The organism is Streptomyces sp. NPDC057697, from assembly GCF_042799335.1.
In the GTDB taxonomy this organism is placed as follows: Bacteria; Actinomycetota; Actinomycetes; order Streptomycetales; family Streptomycetaceae; genus Streptomyces.
The window spans coordinates 285,467-305,596 of record NZ_JBHVJA010000005.1 but is presented as its reverse complement, the minus strand read 5'-3'; the positions used below and the strand labels follow the sequence as shown (position 1 = coordinate 305,596).

The 20,130-nt window shown below is 71.2% G+C and carries 19 protein-coding genes; 2 read left to right on the top strand and 17 right to left on the bottom strand.

What is annotated here, in order from left to right; genetic code table 11:
* Window positions 1-59 precede the first annotated feature (59 nt).
* The 13 genes from ACFVFH_RS16805 to ACFVFH_RS16745 form a co-directional block, all read right to left on the bottom strand.
* Window positions 60-458, bottom strand: a complete 399-nt coding sequence (locus tag ACFVFH_RS16805) for a cell division protein SepF (protein WP_383768652.1) — start codon at window positions 456-458, stop codon at window positions 60-62.
* A gap of 104 nt (window positions 459-562) precedes the next feature.
* Complete coding sequence (locus tag ACFVFH_RS16800) at window positions 563-1,837, bottom strand: cytochrome P450 (protein WP_383768649.1); 1,275 nt, start codon at window positions 1,835-1,837, stop codon at window positions 563-565.
* Entirely contained in the window at window positions 1,834-2,448 is a 615-nt protein-coding gene (locus ACFVFH_RS16795) for an ATP/GTP-binding protein (protein WP_383768645.1), read from the bottom strand. Before ACFVFH_RS16795 ends, ACFVFH_RS16800 begins: the two co-directional genes overlap by 4 nt.
* Entirely contained in the window at window positions 2,426-2,779 is a 354-nt protein-coding gene (locus tag ACFVFH_RS16790; RefSeq protein ID WP_383768642.1) for a DUF742 domain-containing protein, read from the bottom strand. Before ACFVFH_RS16790 ends, ACFVFH_RS16795 begins: the two co-directional genes overlap by 23 nt.
* Window positions 2,776-3,201 (bottom strand): roadblock/LC7 domain-containing protein, encoded by a 426-nt coding sequence (locus ACFVFH_RS16785; protein ID WP_383768639.1) that lies wholly within the window; start codon window positions 3,199-3,201, stop codon window positions 2,776-2,778. The genes ACFVFH_RS16790 and ACFVFH_RS16785 overlap by 4 nt, the downstream gene beginning before the upstream one ends.
* The gene (locus ACFVFH_RS16780; protein ID WP_383768636.1) at window positions 3,198-4,568 is read right to left on the bottom strand and encodes an ATP-binding protein; all 1,371 of its coding nucleotides are present in this window, start codon (window positions 4,566-4,568) and stop codon (window positions 3,198-3,200) included. Before ACFVFH_RS16780 ends, ACFVFH_RS16785 begins: the two co-directional genes overlap by 4 nt.
* Before the next feature lie 62 nt (window positions 4,569-4,630).
* Entirely contained in the window at window positions 4,631-5,632 is a 1,002-nt protein-coding gene (locus ACFVFH_RS16775; protein ID WP_383768633.1) for an MBL fold metallo-hydrolase, read from the bottom strand.
* 325 nt (window positions 5,633-5,957) lie between these two features.
* Window positions 5,958-7,688, bottom strand: a complete 1,731-nt coding sequence (locus ACFVFH_RS16770; protein WP_383768630.1) for a serine/threonine-protein kinase — start codon at window positions 7,686-7,688, stop codon at window positions 5,958-5,960.
* Between the two features lie 311 nt (window positions 7,689-7,999).
* Entirely contained in the window at window positions 8,000-9,172 is a 1,173-nt protein-coding gene (locus ACFVFH_RS16765; RefSeq protein ID WP_383768628.1) for a Gfo/Idh/MocA family protein, read from the bottom strand.
* Between the two features lie 51 nt (window positions 9,173-9,223).
* Window positions 9,224-10,864, bottom strand: coding sequence for a hypothetical protein (locus ACFVFH_RS16760; RefSeq protein ID WP_383768625.1), 1,641 nt, complete (start codon window positions 10,862-10,864; stop codon window positions 9,224-9,226).
* Window positions 10,865-10,920: 56 nt separating this feature from the next.
* Complete coding sequence (locus tag ACFVFH_RS16755) at window positions 10,921-11,868, bottom strand: carbohydrate ABC transporter permease (protein WP_383768622.1); 948 nt, start codon at window positions 11,866-11,868, stop codon at window positions 10,921-10,923.
* Complete coding sequence (locus ACFVFH_RS16750; RefSeq protein WP_383768619.1) at window positions 11,865-12,875, bottom strand: ABC transporter permease; 1,011 nt, start codon at window positions 12,873-12,875, stop codon at window positions 11,865-11,867. Before ACFVFH_RS16750 ends, ACFVFH_RS16755 begins: the two co-directional genes overlap by 4 nt.
* Before the next feature lie 465 nt (window positions 12,876-13,340).
* Window positions 13,341-14,141, bottom strand: a complete 801-nt coding sequence (locus ACFVFH_RS16745; RefSeq protein WP_383768616.1) for a DeoR/GlpR family DNA-binding transcription regulator — start codon at window positions 14,139-14,141, stop codon at window positions 13,341-13,343.
* Window positions 14,142-14,325: 184 nt separating this feature from the next.
* On the opposite strand from ACFVFH_RS16745, the gene ACFVFH_RS16740 reads away from it, so the two are divergent.
* Together ACFVFH_RS16740 and ACFVFH_RS16735 are read left to right on the top strand one after the other, a co-directional pair.
* Window positions 14,326-15,210: an SIS domain-containing protein gene (locus ACFVFH_RS16740; protein WP_383768614.1), complete on the top strand. Its 885-nt coding sequence runs from the start codon at window positions 14,326-14,328 to the stop codon at window positions 15,208-15,210.
* 8 nt (window positions 15,211-15,218) lie between these two features.
* Window positions 15,219-16,130, top strand: coding sequence for an acyl-CoA thioester hydrolase/BAAT C-terminal domain-containing protein (locus tag ACFVFH_RS16735; RefSeq protein WP_383768611.1), 912 nt, complete (start codon window positions 15,219-15,221; stop codon window positions 16,128-16,130).
* Between the two features lie 112 nt (window positions 16,131-16,242).
* Here ACFVFH_RS16735 and ACFVFH_RS16730 read toward each other — a convergent pair whose 3' ends face one another.
* From ACFVFH_RS16730 to ACFVFH_RS16715, 4 genes are all read right to left on the bottom strand, one after another.
* Window positions 16,243-16,776, bottom strand: a complete 534-nt coding sequence (locus ACFVFH_RS16730) for a hypothetical protein (RefSeq protein WP_383768609.1) — start codon at window positions 16,774-16,776, stop codon at window positions 16,243-16,245.
* A gap of 82 nt (window positions 16,777-16,858) precedes the next feature.
* Entirely contained in the window at window positions 16,859-18,001 is a 1,143-nt protein-coding gene (locus tag ACFVFH_RS16725; protein WP_383768606.1) for a P1 family peptidase, read from the bottom strand.
* Window positions 18,002-18,064: 63 nt separating this feature from the next.
* A complete protein-coding gene (locus ACFVFH_RS16720; RefSeq protein WP_383768603.1) occupies window positions 18,065-18,763 on the bottom strand; it encodes a 4'-phosphopantetheinyl transferase in 699 nt (232 codons plus the stop codon).
* Between the two features lie 141 nt (window positions 18,764-18,904).
* On the bottom strand, window positions 18,905-20,128 hold the full coding sequence (locus ACFVFH_RS16715; RefSeq protein ID WP_383768601.1) for an MFS transporter: 1,224 nt from the start codon (window positions 20,126-20,128) through the stop codon (window positions 18,905-18,907).
* Window positions 20,129-20,130 lie beyond the last annotated feature (2 nt).

Below are 20,130 nucleotides of genomic sequence, written 5' to 3'. Positions count from 1 at the left end.
CACCCGCGCCCGACGGCCTTCGTCATGTCCTCGCCCCGCCCGGACGGCGCTCCCGGGGACTACGAACCGGGGAGGCCCGCCGCGGTGACCCCCTCGACCTCCATGCCGACCGGTGAGAGCAGGAAGACGTTCCGGTCGACCCGGTGCATTCCGCTGCCGAGGCCGAAGACCACCCCGCTGGTGAAGTCCAGGATGCGTTTGGCCACGTCCGACTCGGCTCCGGTCAGGTCGAGCAGCACCGGGATCTGCGCGACCAGGTACTCGGCCACCTCCCGTGCGTCCGCGAAGACCTGGACCCGCAGCACGACGAGTCGGCGCTGCTCGGAGGCCGGGCTCTCGTCCGGGACCGTACGGTGGTCCACCCTGGAAGGCCACTCGTTGCGGCTGCGCAGAGGTACGACCTGGGCAAGCCCCTCCCACTGCTCGTCCGTGACGTCGTACCTGTCGTACCTGCTCACCGGACCACCCCGTCTGTGCTTCGGTCGGCGTTGCGCCGGCTGCGCTCGCTGTTCATCGGGCAATTCTCTCGCCACTCACCCGTTCGGCGTACCACCGACACGGTTCAGGGGCCGATCGACACCGCCGGCGGCCCGTCCGCCGCTTCCCCGGCGGACCTGAGCCGGTGCGCTTCCGCACTCATGTCGACGGGGGTGAACCGTACCGGAAGCCGGACCAGGGCGCGGTGGAACGGTCCCGGACGCCACTTCAGGTCACCGGCCGGAACGGCCAGTTCCGCGTCACAGAGCTGGCTGGTGAGCTGCTCGATCGCGGTCATGGCGATGAGCAGCGCCGGCTGCTTCGCGGGGCAGCGGTGCGGACCCGCCGACCAGGCCAGGTGGGCACTGGCCCCCGAGCGCACCGCGAGGTCCGAACCGCTGGGCTCGGAGCGGGAGTTGGCCGCCGCGTAGGAGACCAGGACGAGTTGTCCCGCGCGCAGCCGCACGCCGTGGAACTCCGTGTCGTGCCGGGGGTAGTGGGCGGCGAGATTGGCCAGCGGCGGGTCCTGCCACAGGACCTCGTCGATCGCCTCGTGGGCCGTCATCGCGCCGCCGTGCAGCGAACCGGCGTAGCGGGCGTCGGTGAGCATGTGCAGCAGCGCGTTGCCGATGAGATTCGTTGTCGGATCGTGGCCCGCGCTCATGATCAGGGTGATCTGACGCACAGTCTCGTCGTTGTCGAGATTCGCGGGGTGGCCGAGGAGGTACGAGGTGAGGTCGCGGCGCGGGCGCTTGCGCCGGTCCGCGACCAGGTCGGTGACGACCTCGACCAGGTCGGCGTAGGCGGTGGCGGCGTTCTCGGTCGAGTTGAACATTCCGGCGATGCCGTTGACGATGCGCTCGCCGTCGCCCGGCGCCACGCCGAACCAGGTGACGAAGACGTGCAGCGGAAGGCGGCGGGCGTACTGGGAGATGAGATCGCCGCTCCCGGTGGCGGAGAACTCGCCGATGAGCCGCTGGGCGACCCGGGCGACCTCGGCCCGCAGGACGTGCGGTTCGATCAGGGCGAGGCTGTCGTTGATGGCGTCGCGGTAGCGGGCGTGCACGTCGCCGTCGCTGAAGAGCGCGGTGGGCCGGTAGCCGAGCATGGGCAGGACCGGTGAGTCGTCGGGGACGGTGGCCTGCCAGGCGCGCGGGTCCTTGGTGAAGGTGTGGGTGTCGCGCAGCAGGTCGACGGCGGCCTGGTAGTCGGTGACCAGCAGGGCGTCGATGCCGGGGGCGAGCCGGACGGGCGCGAGGGGGCCGTGGGCGCGCAGCCGCCGGTAGTGGCCCTGCGGGTCGGCGGCGAATTCCGGACCGTACAGGGCGAGGGGCTGCGGCGGCTGGACGAACGGGGTCATGACGGGTCCTCGGGCCTGGGCATCCGGGTGAGCACGTGTTCGGCCAGCGCGATCAGCGCGTCGATGCTGCCGCGGCGTTCGCGGGCGTCGCACTGCACCAGCGGGGTCTCGGGGGCGAGGTCGAGGTGCTTGCGCAGGACCTCGTCGGTGTGGGCGGGGGCGTCGGGGAAGCGGTTGACCGCGACCGCGTACGGAAGGCCCTGCTCCTCGACCATGTCCATGACCGCGAAGGAGTCGCCGAGCCTGCGGGTGTCGACCAGGACCAGAGCGCCGAGCGCGCCGCGCGCGATGTCCTCCCAGAGCGGCAGGAACCTCTGCTGGCCGGGGGTGCCGAACATGTAGAGCACCAGGTCGTCCAGGACGGTGAGGCGGCCGAAGTCGATGGCGACGGTGGTCGTGGTCTTGTCCGGCAGCCCCGCGGTGTCGTCGAACCGGGTACTGGACTGGGTCATCGCCTCTTCGGTGTGGAGCGTGGCGATCTCCGACAGCGTGCGGATCAGGGTGGTCTTGCCGACGCCGAACGGACCCGTGACGACGAGTTTCATCAGGGTCCGGGCCGCGGGCGGCAGATAGCCGATGCCGGTGCGGTCAGTGGAGGGAGCGGAGTCCAACGAGCAGCCTCTCGACGAGCGACCGGTCGATCTCCCCGGCGCTGGGGATGGGCGGTCGGGTGTGCAGATGTCCGGCGGCCGCGAGGTCCGTGGCCAGGAAGACGGTGGCGCTGACCGGCAGGTCCAGGTGGGCCGCGCACTCGACGACGGTGAGCGCCCCCGGTTCGAGCAGCTCGCACAGCCGGCGCTGTTCCGAGCCGGTGTCCGGGGGCAGTTCGGTGCCGGTGCGGACGAGTACGTCGAGCCGGTCGAGCGCGGGTCCGGCGGGCCGGGCCCGGCCGCCGGTGACCAGATAGGCGGGTATCAGGCGGCGTCCCGGGCCGGAGGTCATGGCCGGGCGGCGGTGTCCGGCCGGCGGGCAGGCGCGTTCATCGCCCGGGTCAGGGCGGTCACCTGCACCTGCATCTGGTAGGCGATGTCACCGAGTTTGGCTCCGGGTTCCGCGAACAGGGCGAGCGTGGTGTTGTTCCCGGCCGGTACGACGACGGCGAAGCCCTGGTCGGACTCGACGACCGTCTGGGCCAGGCGCGGGGCCTCGACGTCGGTGAACGCCGTGGTGAACGCGCGTGCCGCGGCGTGCAGGGTGGCGGTCATGGCGGCGACCCGCTCGCCGGACGCCCGGTCCAGGCCGGGCGACGCGCCCTCGACGAGCCCGTCGCCGGTGGCGACCACGGCGTGCTGGACTCCGGGCAGCTCCAGCAGCGGGGTCAGCACCCATGCGAGGTCACCGGTGGTGGAAGTGGGGGCGCTCACGTCTGGTCGTCTCCTTGCTCGTCCCGGTCGTCCGGGTGGTCGTGGTCGTCCGGTGCCGGTGCGGACGACCGCCCGGCGACGCTCCTGCCGTTGAGGGTGCCCTGCTGGAGTGCCGCCCAGGAAGCCCCGGCCTGCTCCGGTGTACGGGGCATCTGTTCGCGGTCCGGGGCGGTGTCGGCGGAGGCGGGGCGGGCCGGGGCCGGGCGCGGTGCGCGTCGGCGGCGGCTGGGCAGCGCGGCAGCCTCCCCGCCGGCGGGTTGCGGCACGGGGGCGGTCTCCTGCTCGGTCGGGGCGGGTACGGAGGGCGTGGCCTGCGCCTGCACCGGCTTCGGGGCGAGGGCGGAGAGACTGCGGTCCTCCTCCATCACGGTCAGCAGATGAGCGGGGACGCGCAGGATCGTGCGCATACCGCCGAACGGCGAGGCCTCGATGTGGCAGTTGAAGCCGTACTGGAGCACCAGCCGCCCGACGACGGCGAAACCGGTCTGCGGCGGATCGCCCAGCTCGGTCAGCAGGACCTCGGGCGGTCCGGCCAGCAGGGCCCGTGCCCGGTCGAGCGCGTCGTCGTCCATGCCGATGCCCGCGTCGTCGACCACCAGGAACGCGCCGCGGCCGCCGCTCTGCTGGACGGTGACCTGGACGTCGGTGTCGGGGTGCGAGTAGGCGGTGGCGTTGGCCAGCAGTTCGGCCAGGGCGATGGCGAGGGGTTCGGCGGCGCGGGCGACGAGGGCGAGCCGTTCGTCGCGCAGATGGTTGGCGACCTTGACGCGCTCGTAGCCGGCGACCCGGGACTGGGCGCCGAGCACGATCTCGACCAGCGGCGAGTTCTGCCGGGCGAGGCCCGGCCAGGCGTCGCAGAGCACCGCGGTGGCCTGGGTGCGCCGGAGTGCCAGCTCGTTGCGGAAGTCCAGTTGCAGGATGCGCGGATCGTCGTACTCGTGCTGGAGCTCGTGCAGCAGCTGCTGGGACTGGTTGAGCAGGGACTGGATCTTGGCGGAGGTGCCGCGCATCGCCGCGCGGGCGGCCGCGTCGACCCGGCCGCGCTCCTCGACGACGGCCTTGCGGGCGGCCTGCACCGCCTCGGTGAGCAGGCGCGCGGCGTCGCCGTCGACCTCGGCCGCCTCGCGCAGTCCCGGGACCTTGGCGGTGGGATGGGAGAGGGCGAGCGCGGCGGCGGGTATCCGGTTGCGGGCCAGCTGGCGGATCTCGTCGGTGAGGGCCGCGGTACGGGCCTCGGCGGCCCTCGACTGGCGTTCGGCCAGCTCGGCGCGGGCCAGGGCGATGTTCTCGGCGCGCGCCGCGTTCTGCGCGCGGACCGCTGCCGCCACGGCGGCGGCGACGGCGATCACCGCCATTATCCATCCCATGCCGTCACCGCGTTTCTGTGGTCGGATCGGTCTTCGGGCCGCGACGTCCGCGCGGACCGGGCCTACTGCTCCGCGGGGCGAGCCGGTGCACTCCGCCGCTCCAGTTCCTCGGCGACCTCGGCGACCTCGGTCATCACCTGGAGCACGCCGGGCAGTTCGGTGGCGTCGAGCATCCGGTACTCGCTGCCGATGGTGACCACCAGCCGCTCGGGGAGGCCCAGTTCCGGGTGGCGTCCCTCGCCGATGACCCGGCGGGCGGCCTCGACGGCGGGGATTCCGGCGGCGTGGAAGGCGTGGGCGCGCTCGCGCACGTACTCCAGATAAACGATGTGGTCGCGCACCCCGGCCCGGTCGAGGATCGGGCCGTGTCCCGGGACGACGGTCCCGGCCCCGGTGTCCAGCACCCGTTCGCAGGCCGCGATCACATTGCTCAGCGGGCCCGCCCAGTGCACCGGGTGGTCGCCCGGCTGTTCCGGGGTGGAGGAGAAGATGATGTCCCCGGTGAACACGGCGCCCTGCGCGGGCAGATGGACGATCAGGTCGCCGGTGGTGTGCGCGGGCGGCAGCGCGGAGAGCTGGACCGGGTACTCCCCCAGGGTCAGTTCGAGCTCGCCCGTGAAGTAGGTGGTCGGTACGACCGGTTCGGTCTGCGACCAGTCGAAGGGGCCGAAGTGGCGCGCGAGGTAGCCGCCGAGCGGGGTGGCCCGGTCGCCGGTGGTGACGAGGGCGTGCTGCTGCTGGGGCGTGGGCTCGTAGTGGATGTGCTCACGGGCCTCGCGGGTCGCGATGATCTCCGCGTCGGGGAGTACGCCCGCGCCCCAGAAGTGGTCGCCGTTCGCATGGGTGACGATCACCCGGTCGACGCGGACCCCGTCGGGCAGCCGCTTCGTGGACTCGGCCAGGAACTGACCGGCCAGGACGGCGTCATAGGGGGTGTCGATCCAGAGCGCGCCGCGGGGCGAGACGAGCAGCCCGCAGTTGGCCAGCCCCCAGCCCCGTTTCGGCGGGAGCCATGCGTAAAGGCCCCGCCCCAGGTCAACGACGTCTCCACCCGTGATCGACATGGACGCGATTATGCCGACCGAAATCCGGCCACGCGTTCGAACTCAGCCACCTTCACATTCCGTTGGCGCGAATTGATCGCTCAAGGCGGGCGCGGGCGGAGCGGTGGTGACCCTGTGAAACCGGCGCACCCGACCCTCCCCCATCACTTTCCGGATATACCTTCTTAATTCACCCGACGGTGTCACACGTCGCGGCGGACTGTCCTCCGGCGGTCCTTACACACGAATGTGCCGATTACCCACCGAGCATGACCGAAAACAGTCGCAAAAAGACCCCCTCGGCGCCCCGGACTGGGCTCATCCGATCGTGAAGCCCGACAGGGACTCAGACCACCTTGAGACACAACGTCACGGTGCCGCGGAGGGCTTGGACCGAGCTCGTGCCGCACTGGTCGCGCTTGCCGGGGCCGAGGATGCGGGAGATGCGCACGCGGTAGTCGCGGCCGGAGGGGATGTCGGAGTCGGCGCAGTTCCAGCCTTCCAGCAGGTGGATGGTGTCCAGCTTGCCGCCGGTGCCGTCGCCGAGGACGCAGTCGCCGACGCGGAATTGGCGGTCGATGCACAGGGTGATGTCGGGGGAGCCGCCGTTGTGGACCCATTCCGTACTGCCTCCGTTGGGAGGCCCCGGGCACTCGGTGCCGGTACGCACCACCTTGGTGACCCGGTAGTAGGCGTTCCACGCGGCGCACGGCACCATGTCCGGCTTGAAGGTGTCGCCGGGCTGGCCGATGGTGAAGTCACCCGGTGCTCCGTCTCCTACGTGGAAGCAGTCGCCCTTTCGTGCTCTCGCGAACACCCGGCCGACGGCGTCCGGGGTGGGGCTGGGCTTGGGTGTCGCGGTGCTGTGTGTGGGGCTGGGGCTCGGGGTGGACGTACGACTGGGGCTGGGGCTCGGGCTCGGGGTGGACGTGGCGGTGGGGCCGGGAGTGGTCGTGGAGCCCGCCGTGGCGGCGGTCTGCCGGTGGGAGAAGGGGGGCAGGCCCGCGAGGTCGAAGGCGGCGAGCAGGCCGAGGACGAGGACAGCGCACGTGACACCGATCCATGCGGGCTTCGGGCGGAACCGCCTTCGTCGTGGGGCCGATTCGTCGGGACGGTCGTTGCCGGTACCTCCCGACGTGCTTCCCTCACGGGGACCGGGATCAGAGGGAGGCGACGGTAACGGGGCCGACAGGGTCTGTGCTTGGCGTTCGGCGATCATCGTCGTGACCGGCTCCGGGAGCCATGGGACGGCCGTCCGGGTGGCGTCGGTGAGTTCACCGAGGATGTCGGCCACCTCGGGGCGGTCACCGGGGTTCTTGGCCAGGCAGCGGCGCACCAGATCCGTCAGGTGGGCGGGCAGGCCGGCCAGGTCGGGTTCGTCGTGGACGATGCGGTAGACGATCGCTTCGGCCGAGCCCGTGCCGTACGGGCTGCGGCCGCCGGCGGCGAACGCCAGGACGAGTCCGAGGGAGAACACGTCGCTGGGTGGGCCGATCGTGTGGCCGCGTGCCTGTTCCGGGGACATGAACGACGGGGTGCCGACCACGGCGCGGGAGAGGGTGGAGGACGTGGCATCCAGCGCGCGGGTGATACCGAAGTCGATGACGCGGGGGCCGTCGGCGGCCAGGATCACATTGGAGGGCTTGAGGTCGCGGTGCACCAGGTTGCAGGTGTGGATCGCACGGAGCCCCTCGGCCAGTCCCGCTCCCAGCACGGCGATCCCCTCCGCGGGCAGCGGGCCGTGCGTCTCGACGGCCTGGTGCAGGGACGGGCCGGGTATGAAGGCGGTGACCAGCCACGGCGGGTCGGCATCGGGGTCGGCATCGACCACCTGGGCGGTGTAGAACCCGCCGACCCGGCGCGCTGCCTCGACCTCCGTGGCAAACCGGCGTCGAAATCCGGGATCGTCGGCCAGCTCGGGCCGCACCACCTTGACCGCGACCGGGCGGCCGCCAGGAGAGCGTCCCAGGAACACCTGTCCCATCCCGCCACCGCCCAGCCGCCCCTCCAGCCGGAACTCGCCCATCGCGTGCGGATCGCCCTGCCGCAGCGGCTTCGGCCAGACCGGGGAGCTCATCGCACCCCCGCGTTCACGTCCTGGGCGCGATCCGGCACGCGGGACACCGTCACCCGGCGGGGGTGGACACGGTGCTCGGCGACTCCGGCGCGAGGAAGGACGCCGCGCCGGGCGGTGCCGTTCCGCGGGTCGGGCGAACACGTGGTGGATCCGATGGATTCGTTCACGCCGCGAGTCTACGAACAATCCCCCGTTCACCTTACGGATCACGGAACTTGACACGGACGTTCCGCCTCCGGTCGCGGTGCTCGGGCATCGCCGTCACGGTCCCCGAGCGCCGCGACCGGACGGCCGCAGTGTGAAGACAGGTCCTAGCGCACCTGGCCGCCCTCGAAGTAGGCGATCAGCTCGGGGTCGAGCGGCGGCACCTCGAACGGCGCGCCCCCCTCGCGCAGCGAGCGGGTCGCGAGCACACCGGCGGCGACGCTCATCCGGGCGGCGACCGGCGAGGTGTCGGTGACGCCCCCGTCGCGCACGAACCGGCAGAACTCCGCCATGATCCGGGTGTCCCCGCCGCCGTGCGAACCGCCCGCCTCCGGCACCCGGTAGGTGATGTCGGCGTCGCGGCGGTAGCCGCTGGGGCCGGTGTTCCAGACCTTGACCTCGTCACCGGGGCTGTCGCCGAAGTTCTCCAGGCGGCCCTCGGTGCCGATGACGGTGTAGTTGCGCCAGTAGTCGGGGGTGAAGTGGCACTGCTGGTAGGCGGCCACGACGCCGTTGTCGAGCTGCATGTTCATCACCGAGACGTCCTCGACGTCCACGATGTGGTGCAGGTCCTTGCGGGCCGTCGGCGGCCAGTCGAACTCGCGCAGCCAGTTCGCCGGACGCGGGGTGTCCGCCTCGCGGCGCGGCAGGTCGCCGTAGACGAGGAGGTCGCCGAGCGCGTTGACGCGGCGGGTGTAGCCGCCGGCCAGCCAGTGCAGGACGTCGATGTCGTGCGCGGCCTTCTGGAGCAGCAGACCGGTGGTGCGGGTCCGGTCGGCGTGCCAGTCCTTGAAGTAGTAGTCGCCGCCGTAGCCGACGAAGTGCCGTACCCACACGGCCTTGGGCTCGCCGATGTCGCCCCGGGCGATGATGTCGCGCATCAGCCGTACGACGCCCATGTGGCGCATGTTGTGTCCGACGTACAGCCGGGTTCCGGTCTCGTACGCGGCGCGCAGGATGTTGTCGCAGCTCTCGACCGTGATCCCGAGCGGCTTCTCGACGAAGACGGCCTTGCCGGCCCGCAGCGCGTCGATGGCGATGGTCTCGTGGGTGTCGTCCGGGGTCGCGACGATGATCGCGTCGAGGTCGTCCCGGCCGAGGAGCAGCTTGTAGTCCTCGACCGCGACCTCGGTGCCGAAGCGCTCGGCCTCGCGCCCGCGCACCTCCGGGTCGAGGTCGCAGACGGCGGTGATCGCCGACCCCTGTCCGGGGTGGTGGGCGGAGGTGGCGATGGAACGGCGCAGGCCGAGCCCGATGACGCCGAGTCGCAGGTCTGACACGGGGGTCCCTTCTCTCTGTGCGGGTGGTGCGGCGGAGGCTGGTGAGGGCGGCTACTTGCCCGCGAGCGAGGCCTCGAACTCGGCGCGCATCTTGTCGCCGCCGCCGGAGCGCCACTTTCGCAGCTCCTCCTTGTAGGCGGAGATCGGCTTGCGGCCCGCGACGATGTCCTTCTGGCAGTCGCTCATGGCGGTGGTGAGGGAGGCGCTCTTGCTGGTCGACGTGTCGGAGAAGTGGCCGCTCGTGGGGTTGGTCTGGCTGATCTTGAGGAGTTCCTGCTGCCAGCCGTGGATCCGGCCGGCCAGCTCCGACTTGCCCGGCAGGTAGATGTACTCGGGACCGGCGGCCAGGAAGGCGAGCGGCATGGCGGTGGTGACGGCCTCCGCGTTGCCCTTCGGGGTGAGCTTGATGTCACCGTTGGCCGCGTGGGTGAAGTGCGTGCCCTCGATGCCGTTGTCGAGGAAGAGCCGCTCCTCGGTACCGAAGGGCGCGGCCAGGTAGTCCAGCACGCCCAGCAGCATCCTGACCCGCTTGTCGTCGGCCTTCTTGTTGATGGCGGTGTAACCGACGGAGCCGTACCCCATGCTGTACCGCGGCTTCGCGCCGGAGGTGGCGGCGAACGGCGTGATGACGCCGAACGGGAAGTCGTAGTTCTTGACGTCGACCAGGAAGCTGGGGAAGGACTGCACATAGGCGCCCAGCGTGCCCTGGGCCATCTTCTCCATGGTGGTGGAGAGGTTGGGGTCGGGCCAGAAGAGACCGGCCTTGGCGACCTTGACGCCGAACGCCAGGGCCTCCTGGTACTCCTCGGTCTCGTACATGTGGGTCAGCTTGCCGCCCTCCAGCCGCCAGCCGCTGGGGGCACCGAACCACTGGCCGAACATGCCGACGTGGTTCACGTACGCCGGCTCCAGGACGTACTTGTTGCGCTTGGCGTCGAGAAGCTCCTTGCCCTTGGCGAGGAAGTCCTCGGCGCTGGTGAACTCGGCACCGCCGACCGGCTTCCAGTAGTCCTCGTTGACGACGTAGACCTGGCCCATGGAGCCGTAGGCGACGGTGACACCGCGGATCTTGCCGTTGATCACGGCGGTCTTCCACGCGGTGGTCGGCAGGTTCGCCAGGTTCGGGTACTTCTTGACCGCGTCGCCGGACAGATACGGGGTGAGGTCGTGGAACTTGGCGTCCAGCAGTTCGGGCACGCGCTGGATGCCCTGGTTCGGCGGGAACCACACCAGGTCCGGGATGTCGCCGCTGGCCATCATGGCGTTGAACTTGGTGAGGTACGCGTCGACGCCCTGGTCGACGACGATCGTCATGTCGAACTGCGCCCCGAGGCGCTTGTTCAGTTCCTGCCAGTAGCCGTTCTTGCCCTGCGGCGGGGCGGGCGTGGTGAACGTCTCGGTGAGGGCCGTGATGCGGCTGCCGTCGCCGGGCGCCTTGGCCACGGACCTGGCCAGCTTCTTCGGGTAGCGCAGATAGGTGGCGTCCAGCCCGGCCGCGTTCCCGGCGAGGTCGGCGGGGGCGGTCTGCGCGGGGACGTACGCGGGGAGCTTGAGCTTGGCGGACGCCTTGGCGCCGCCCTTGCTGACGGTGGCGCCGCTGCCGCAGGCGGTCAGGGAGGTCAGACCGGCCGCGGTCAGGCCGGCGATCCCCGCCGCGCCCATGAAACCGCGCCTGGACATGTGGGTGGACATGGTGCTCCTTGAAGTGGGTGGGGTGCGTGGGGCGACGGGGGGTCCGGGCGGGCGGATCAGCCCTTGATCGCCCCGGTGAGGACGCCCTTGACGAAGAACTTCTGCAGGAAGGGGTAGACGCAGAAGATGGGCACGATGGCGATGATCAGCACGGCCATCTGCAAGGAGGTCGCGGGCGGGATCGCGTGCACGCCCATGGCCTGCGCGTTGATGCTCTGGCCGTTGAGGACGTAGCTGCGCAGGATCACCTGGATGGGGAACTTGCTGGAGTCGTTGAGGTAGAGGACCGCGTTGAAGAAGCTGTTCCAGTACCCGACCGCGTAGAAGAGGCCCACCACCGCGAGGACCGCCTTGGAGAGCGGCAGCACGATCCGGAAGAGCACGGTCGTCTCGCTCGCGCCGTCGATCCGCGCGGCGTCGTACAGCTCCTCGGGGATGCTCTGGAAGAAGGAGCGCACCACCACGATGTTGAACGCGTTGAGCAGCACGGGCAGGATCAGCGCCGCGTAGGTGTCGAGCATCTTGAACTGCTGGACGGCCAGATACGTCGGGATGATGCCGGGGGCGAAGAGGAAGGTCCCCAGCACCAGCAGCAGGATCGGCTTGCCGAGGACGGTGCCGGGCCGCGAGGTGCCGTACGCGATCAGCACCGTACAGGCCAGGCTCAGCGCGGTGCCGATCAGCGTGATGAAGATCGAGACCACGGCCGCCTGGGTGACGACGCCGCCGGAGAGGATGACCCGGTACGCCTCCAGCGTCGGGTGCTTGGGCAGCAGGACGTAACCGCCGTTGGCGTTGAGCTCCTCGCGCCCGGCGAGGCTGGTCCCGATGGCGAGGACGAAGGGGTAGAGCACGATCACCGTCAGGACCACCAGGGCGGCGGCCTTCGCGCCCTGCCCGTACCAGTGGGGCCGTTCCATCCACGGCGGGCGGCCGGACGAGGCCCGGCGGCGCTCGCCGGACCGGGCTCCGCGCAGTCGTGCCGCAAGGGTCTGCTGACTCATCGGTACACTCCCTGCTCACCGAAGCGGTGGGCCAGCTTGTTGGCGGCGAGGATGAGGGCGAATCCGATGACGCCCTTCATCAGTCCGGCGGCCGTGCTCATTCCCCAGCTGCCGTCGATGACGCCGTGGAAGTAGACATAGGTGTCCATCACCTCGGAGGCGTCCGGTCCGACCGCGTCGCGCTGGAGGATGATCTGCTCGAAGCCGACCGAGAGGATGTCGCCGAGCCGCAGGATCAGCAGCATGAGGATCACCGGCCGGATGCCCGGCAGGGTGATGTGCCAGATCCTGCGGAGCCAGCCGGCCCCGTCCATGGCAGCGGACTCGTACTGGCCCATGTCGATCGAGGCGATGGAGGCCAGGAAGATGATGGTCCCCCAGCCGCAGTCCTTCCAGATGGCCTGGGCGGTGATCAGCAGCTTGAAGGTGCCGGGATCGGTCATCACGTTGCCGATGTCGACCCCGTGTTCCATGAGCAGCGTGGTGACGGAACCCGCGCCGCCGAGCACCTGCTTGAACATCGCGACCACGACGACCCAGGACAGGAAGTGCGGGAGATACACGACGGTCTGGATGAACCGCTTGATCTTCTCGCTGATGAGCGAGTTCAGCAGCAGCGCCAGCGCGATCGGGGCCGGGAAGTAGAGCAGCAGCTGGATCGCGGTGATCTGGAGCGTGTTGGAGACCGCGCTCCAGAACTCCGGCTCGGAGAGCAGCGCCGTGAAGTTCGCGAGACCGACGAACGGGCTCTGCTTGAAACCCAGGAACGGCTGGTAGTCCTGGAAGGCGATGACATTGCCCGCGAGCGGCAGGTAGAAGAACAGCGCGAAGTACAGGACTCCGGGCAGACAGAACAGCAGAAGCGATCTGTCCCGCCTGAGGCGGTGACGGAGCGGTAGTCGTACCCGTATGTCCTTGCGCTTCTTCCCGCCGGAGCGATCCGTGTCGTCAGGGTCATGGGGCTGCGGCACAGGCGACCGCACGGCCGAGACCGGCGCATCTGCCATCGTCACAGGCACCTCCAGGGCTGATGGAGCAAGGGGGAGTGTCCCGCGATCACGACGGCAACGCGCACCGGTGACGGTGTGGTCGTTGCTCCCTCGCGGCGACAGGCACATGGTTCACGACATGCACGTCGATGGCAAGAGTTGTTCATTTCACACGGGTAACGAACATCTGAGGACATCGAAAAGCCCAGATCGAGCCTCGATCCACCCGCACGGAGACCCGGAATCGGGCACGAAAGCACCATGGAACGGGCACGGAACGCATACACGGAAGACCCGGCGCGGTCGTCGGACCATGCGCCGGGTCAGGGATTCACCGCTTGAATTGCGCGTTCATGTTTGATCTTGCATTGATTGAAGCAAGATCAAACAATTTCGAGAGTGGCGGGGCCGGGCCGCTCGCCCGGCCGGCGCTTACCGGGCGCGCGGACAGCGGGCGGCGGGCGGCGGACGGCGAGAGGCGGGTCAGACCGCGACGACGGTGACGCCGGCCTCCGTGAAGCGGGCGGTCGCCTCGGGCGTGATGCCCTTGTCGGTGACCAGGAAGTCGATCTGGCCCAGCCCGCAGACCCGGGCGAAGGCTCGCTTGCCGATCTTCGAGGAGTCGGCGGCCACGACCACCCGCTGCGCCTGCTGGGCGAGCAGCCGGTTGATGCTGGCCTCGCCCTCGTGGTGGACGTACGCACCGCGCTCGGTGTCGATGGCGTTGACACCCAGCACGGCGACATCGAGCGTGATCTCGCCCAGCACCCCGCTGGCCAGCGGGCCGGTCAGCTCGTACGACTGCGGCCTGGCCACCCCGCCGGTCACCACGATCTTGATCTGCGGCCGGATCACCAGCTCGTTGGCGATGTTGAGGGCGTTGGTGACCACGGTCAGGCTCGGCTGGCCGCCCATGCCCGCCGCGCCGTCGCCGACGACGTCGGAACGCACCGCCAGCGAGCGGGCCACCTCGGTCAGTGTCGTGCCGCCGGTCAGGCCCACCACCTCGCCGACCGCCACCAGACCGGAGACCGCGCGGCCGATGGCCTGCTTCTCGGGGGCGTGACGCCCGGTCTTGTAGCGCAGGGCCAGTTCGTAGCTGACGCCGTGCGCCACCGCGCCGCCGCGGGTACGGGTGAGCAGCTGCTGTTCGGCGAGCTGGTCCAGGTCGCGGCGGATGGTCGCGGCGGAGACATCCAGCGCCGTGGCGGCGTCCTCGACGTCCACCCGGCCGTTCTTACCGACGAGTTCCAGCAGCGCGTTCCACCGGGCATCCCTGGACAAGGCAACTCTCCTCACGGGTCCGGGCTTCGGGCACCCATCCCCTTGGGTACGGTCACCGGACAGCGCAAGCGTCGCACAAGGCTCCTCCCAGTCAAGCTGCCTGCAAACAGAATGCTTGATAATGCTCGTAGGTCGCGTATAACGTGCGCAAACGAGCATCCCACTACGAGTACGGAGTGCAAAAGTGTCATTTGTCGAGATCGAGACAGCCAGTCAGCCGGAGTGCTGGCGTCGCGCCGCCGAGCTGGCCCGGACGCAGTCGGCCGCCCTGCCCGCCGCCGGCGAGCGCATCGCGGTCGTCGGCTGCGGCACCTCGTTCTACATGGCTCAGGCGTACGCCGCGCTCCGCGAGGGGTCCGGCCAGGGCGAGTCCGACGCCTTCGCCGCCTCGGAGTTCCCGTTCGGCCGCGGCTACGACCGGGTCGTCGCCCTCACCCGTTCGGGCACCACCACCGAGGTGCTGGAACTGCTCGACCGGCTGCGCGGCACCACCCGCACCGTGGCCATCACCGCCGACCCGGAGACCCCGGTGATGACCTCCGCCGACGAGGTCGTCGTGCTCGACTTCGCCGATGAGCAGTCCGTCGTGCAGACCCGGTTCGCCACCACACTGCTCACCCTGCTCCGCGCCCACCTCGGCCTGCACACCGAGGACGTGGTGCGCGACGCGGAGACCGCGCTGGCCGAGCCGCTGCCCGAAGGCCTGGTCGACTGCACCCAGTTCACCTTCCTCGGCCGCGGCTGGACGGCGGGGCTCGCCAACGAGGCGGCGCTCAAGATGAAGGAGGCGTCGCTGTCCTGGACCGAGTCGTACCCCGCGATGGAGTACCGCCACGGCCCCATCAGCATCGCCACCTCCGGCACCGCGACCTGGATGTTCGGCACCGCCCCCGAGGGGCTCCAGGAGCAGGTGCTGGCGACCGGCGCCCGCTGGGTGCAGAGCGGACTGGACCCGCTGGCCGAGCTGGTGCGCGTGCAGCGCCTGGCGATCGCCCGCGCCGCCGCCCGCGGTCTGGACCCGGACAGCCCCCGTCACCTCACCCGCTCCGTCGTGCTGACGGACGCCTGACCGCCCGGGTGCGCATCGTCGAGCGCGTCTTCGGCGCCCCCGGCGCAGGCGCACGCGGAACCCCTCGCGCCACCCCTCACCAGGGTGTGCGCGAGGGGTTTCTCGCCTGCCCGGCAGCCGGCGCGGGGACCGGGGTCCTGGTCCTCTCCGGATCCAGCGGGCGCGTCGAGGACGAGCGGTGCCGGCTGCTGGCCCGGGAGGGGATGGCGGCCCTGTCGATCCGCTGGTTCGGCGGCCCCGGACAGCCGCCGGGTGTGTGCGAGGTCCCGCTGGAGACGTTCGGGGCCGCGATCGAGGTGCTCCGCGCGGGCGGCGCACGGCGGATCGGTGTCCTCGGTACGTCCAAGGGCGCGGAGGCCGCCCTGCACCTGTCCGTGCTCCTGCCCGGGGTCGACGCCGTGGTCGCGCTCTCGCCCACCTCGCTCACCTGGGCCAACGTGGGCCCCGGCCGGGACGGGCGGTCCAGGCCGTACCGGTCGTCCTGGACCTGGCGCGGCGAGCCGCTGCCGTTCGTGCCCCTCGACGACTCCTGGGCCCCCGCGCCCGGACGGCCCGAGGGCGCGCCCGTCGCCGTCCTCGGCTGGTACGAGCGGAGCCTTCGGACGTACTTCGACCGGGTCGACGCGGCGAGGATCCCGGTGGAGAGGTCCGGCGCCGCGCTCGTCCTGGTCGCGGGCGGCGACGACGCGATGTGGCCCTCGCTCCGCTTCGCCGAGGAGCTGGCGGCCCGCCGCACGGCCGCCGGGCTGCCCGTGCGGCTCGTCGGCGCCCCCGACGCGGGTCACCGCCCCCGGCTGCCGGGCGAGGGCCCCGCGCCCGTCTCGACGCGGTTCCTGTACGGCGGTTCCAGCGCGGCGGACGCGGCGCTCGGGGCGGCCGCCTGGCCGCACGTCCTCGACGCGCTGCGCGGCACCGCGTGAGACGTCACCGGCGGCCCCGGGACTCCCGGGCCGGGCCCGGTGATCGCCGGGGCGGGGCCGGTGGTTGTCTCCACGGCCACCGGCCCCGCCCTCCCGCACGGCACCGCCGCGGTCAGGACTCCTCGAAGTAGACGTCCAGAACCGCGTCGAGTTCCGCCTCCCACTTCTTGAGGTCGCTCCTGGCGGGTGCCTCGACCTCGGCGTTGAACCACCGGCGGGTCGACATGTGGACCGTGACGGTGAACCGGCGGCCGAACCGGGGCGTCTTCACCTCGACCGCGCCGATCTCGTCCCACCGGAAATCGGCCTCCTGGTCGTCCAGCCGGAACCGGACGCCCTCCCGGTCGGCGGTGATCGACCCGCGCCGGTCGCTCACCTCGAACGAGGGCCCGTCCGCCGCCGTCCCGGGATCGCCGTCGCCGTCCTCGTCGTCCCCCTCCGGCACCGCGGGTGCGGCCGCTCGGTCCTCGGGCTCCTCCGGCTGTTCCCGCTCCGTCTGTTCCGGTTCTGGTTTCTCCAGCTCTGCCTGTTCCAGGCTCGTGTCCGGTTTCCCGGCCGCGACGGGGGCCGTGAGACCGGGAATGAACGCCGGGTCTGTCCCCGCGGCGTATCCGGGCTGAGTGTTCGGATCTATGCGCTGCTCCACGGCGGGCAGTATGGCCGACGAACCTGTACCGGGCCAACGAACCCGTCGCGAAGCGGCCGTGAACGGCACCCGGACCGCGGCGCTAGGCCAGTGCTCCCCGCTCCGCCAGCAGTCCGGTCACCCGGTCCAGCGGGAGCGCGGGGACGTGGTGTCCGGCCCGGCCGGTCATCGCGTGCGCACCGGTCAGCACGTTGAGCACCGCCTCCTCCACCGACTCAACCACCGCGCCGTAGAAGGGGTCCATCCGGCCCCAGGGCACGAAACGCATCGACTCGTACGGCGCGCTGCCGTCGTCCTCGGGGAACGTACTGGTCAACGCGGACGGGTTGGCGGTGGAGAAGGCCAGGAACAGGTCTCCGGAGAAGTGGCTGCCGGTGGTGCCGGTACGGGCCAGACCGAGCGTCACCCGGCGGGCCAGCGCCTTGCACTGACCCGGCAGCAGCGGCGCGTCGGTCGCCACCACCACGATCACCGAACCCGCGCCCGGCGGTACCGGACGCTCCCCGTCGGGCGCCGTCTCCGGGGCCGGTGCCCCGGCCGGGTCGGTCAGCCGGCGCCCCACCGGCACCCCGGCCACCGTCAGCTCGCGCCGCGCGCCGAAGTTCGCCTGGACGAAGGCGCCGACGGTGTACCGGTCCTCGCCGTACTGCACCACGCGCGACGCGGTGCCGGAGCCGCCCTTGAAGCCGTAGCAGCGCATGCCGGTGCCGCCGCCCACGCACCCCTCCTCGACCGGGCCGGAGGCCGCCGACTCGATCGCGGCCGCCGCGTGCCGGGGCTCCACGGCCGTGCCGTGGATGTCGTTGAGGTGGCCGTCCCAGGTCTCCGTGACGACCGGCAGCAGCCATTCCGGGGCCATGCCGCGGCAGTTGGCGCGCACCCAGTCGACCACGCCCCGGTGCACGGGACCGACCGCGTAGGTGTTGGTGATGACCACCGGGACGGCGAGCGAGCCGCTCTCCTCGATCCACGCGGTCCCGGTCATCTCCCCGTTGCCGTTGAACGAGTGCCAGCCCGCCGCGCAGGGCGTACCCACCCCGTCCCGGCCGCGCGGCAGCAGCGCCGTCACTCCGGTGCGCACGTCGTCGCCCTCGACGAGGGTGACGTAGCCGACCTCGACACCGGGTACGTCCGTGATCGCGTTCCACGGCCCCGGCTCGCCGTCCAGGGTGATGCCCAACTCACGTGCGCGCCTGCGCTCTTCGCCCGGGTGATCTTCGCTCATGCGGAGAGAGGGTACGGGAACACCCGTTCCTCGGACGAGACCCCCGGCGCGGGTCCCCCGTACCTACCGACCCGCTTCCCGCGCGGTGCCGGGGCCGTTCCCGACGACGATCGCGGTCAGCACCAGGCCCCCTCCGGACAGCCAGCGGCCCTGGAGGCTGCCGGGGACCTCCGTGACCCCCGCCCCGGCCACCGTCCGCCGGTCGGCGACCAGCAGTTCGGCGGTGAAGCCGCCGTCCGGCCGGAGTTCGATGTCGGCCTCCTCGAAGCCGAGCCAGCGGTGGGTGAGCGGGAACCACGTCTTGTAGACGGCCTCCTTGGCGCTGAACAGCAGCCGGTCCCAGTGGATCTCCGGGTGTTCCAGGCGGAGTTCGCGCTCGCGCCGCTGCTCCGCCACGAGCGCGATGCTGTCGTGGACGCCGCCGGGCAGCGGCGCGTCCTGCTCGCCGTCGATGCCGATGCTGAGCGCGTCCGCCCGGCGGGCCACGGCGGCGGCGCGGTAGCCGGTGCAGTGGGTCAGGCTCCCGACCGTGTGCTCGGGCCAGAGCGGGACGCCCCGCTCGCCCTTGAGGACGGGTACGGGAGCGATGCCCAGCGAGTCGAGCGCGCGGTGGGCACAGTGCCGCGTCGTGGTGAACTCCTTGCGCCGCTTCTCCACGAATCCGCGGGTCAGCTGCTCCTCACCGGGCAGGAGCACGGCGTCGGGCAGGTCGGAGAACGCCTCTGCCACCGCGATCCGGGACGGCAGGATTTTCTCGATCATGTTTTCCCCTCACCGGCTGGACTGCCCCATCCTGCCCGGTAACGCGGGCTCACCCAACCGATCGGCGGCGCGGGTGCCGACTTCTCCGTGTTGCGTCGGCCACAGCGCCGCCCTCAACCGCCTTCTCTGCCCTTCTCCGGATCAGGACTCCGGGCCGGGGCTCGGGACCAGGACCCGGGCCGCCGCGGCCGGACCCGGCCAGCGGATCTGCGTGGCGCACACGGACACCAGGATCGCCGACGCGGCGACGGCGGCCATCCCCCAGACCAGGCTGCCGGCCCCGGCGATGAAGCCGATCACCGCCGGTCCGGCCAGCAGGCCCGTCGTGCCCATGGCGGCGACCAGGGCCAGGGCGTCGGTGCCCTGCGCCGCCGCGGCCACGTAGATGCACGGCGTCACGGCCGCGACGCCCAGCCCGACGCAGGCGAACCCGATCAGCGTCGGCACGACACCACCGGCCAGCAGGGCCAGCGCCAGCCCCGCACCGGCCAGCACGCTGCCGACGCGGACGATGCGGCCGTCGCCCCAGCGGCTGCGCCAGCCGTCGGCGAAGACCCGGGCCAGCACCATCATGACCGAAACCACCGCGATGCCCATGGGGGCCAGCTCCGACGCCGCGTCGACGACGTCCTTCATGTAGAGCGCGGACCAGTCGTTCATGGCGCCTTCGGTCACCGTGCCGAACACCATCGCGCCGCCCATCCACACCGTCATGCGCGAGGGCATGCTCAGCTTGCGACGGCCCTTCTCCGGAGCCGGGGTCCGCTCCTCGGCCGGGGCTTCGGCCGGTACCTGCTCCGCCTCGGTCAGCAGCCCCGGACAGGTCGGTCCGACCAGCAGGAGCAGAAGGACGGCGGCCACGCCGAAGTGCGCCGCGAGGTCCGTGGTCACCAGGTTCACCCCGGACGCGAGCAGCGCGGCGAACAGTGAACCGGCGCTGAAGGTGGCGTGCAGTCTCGCCATGGCGGTGCGCTGATGGACGGCTTCGAGGGCGGCTCCCTGGGCGTTCATCGCGACGTTCAGGGAGCCGACGGCGATTCCGTCGCAGCAGATGACGACCAGGGCGACCGGGTAGTTCGGCGCCGCCGCCAGCGCGAGCAGGAGCAGGCTCAGACACACCGCCGACACGATCGCGAGCCGCCGTGAGCCCATGCGCTTCATCAGGACGGCCACGAGGGGGAACGACACGGCCGCGCCGACACCGCAGGCCATCAGCAACAGCCCCAGCTGCGCCTCCGACAGGTCCAGCCGTGTCTTGAGCGCGGGGAGCCGTGACGCCCAGGTCGCGTACTGGAACCCGAGGAAGCAGAACAGCGCCGCGATCGCGAGCTGCGCCCGGCGGAATGGATCTCGAACGCCATACACAG

Coding starts and splice junctions, on each gene's coding strand:
- ACFVFH_RS16800 (WP_383768649.1), bottom strand. CDS start 1,837: ATGACCCCGTTCGTCCAGCCGCCGCAGCCCCTCGCCCTGTACGGTCCG.
- ACFVFH_RS16790 (WP_383768642.1), bottom strand. CDS start 2,779: ATGACCTCCGGCCCGGGACGCCGCCTGATACCCGCCTATCTGGTCACC.
- ACFVFH_RS16780 (WP_383768636.1), bottom strand. CDS start 4,568: ATGGGATGGATAATGGCGGTGATCGCCGTCGCCGCCGCCGTGGCGGCA.
- ACFVFH_RS16775 (WP_383768633.1), bottom strand. CDS start 5,632: ATGTCGATCACGGGTGGAGACGTCGTTGACCTGGGGCGGGGCCTTTAC.
- ACFVFH_RS16770 (WP_383768630.1), bottom strand. CDS start 7,688: ATGAGCTCCCCGGTCTGGCCGAAGCCGCTGCGGCAGGGCGATCCGCAC.
- ACFVFH_RS16760 (WP_383768625.1), bottom strand. CDS start 10,864: ATGTCCACCCACATGTCCAGGCGCGGTTTCATGGGCGCGGCGGGGATC.
- ACFVFH_RS16755 (WP_383768622.1), bottom strand. CDS start 11,868: ATGAGTCAGCAGACCCTTGCGGCACGACTGCGCGGAGCCCGGTCCGGC.
- ACFVFH_RS16750 (WP_383768619.1), bottom strand. CDS start 12,875: ATGGCAGATGCGCCGGTCTCGGCCGTGCGGTCGCCTGTGCCGCAGCCC.
- ACFVFH_RS16725 (WP_383768606.1), bottom strand. CDS start 18,001: ATGAGCGAAGATCACCCGGGCGAAGAGCGCAGGCGCGCACGTGAGTTG.
- ACFVFH_RS16720 (WP_383768603.1), bottom strand. CDS start 18,763: ATGATCGAGAAAATCCTGCCGTCCCGGATCGCGGTGGCAGAGGCGTTC.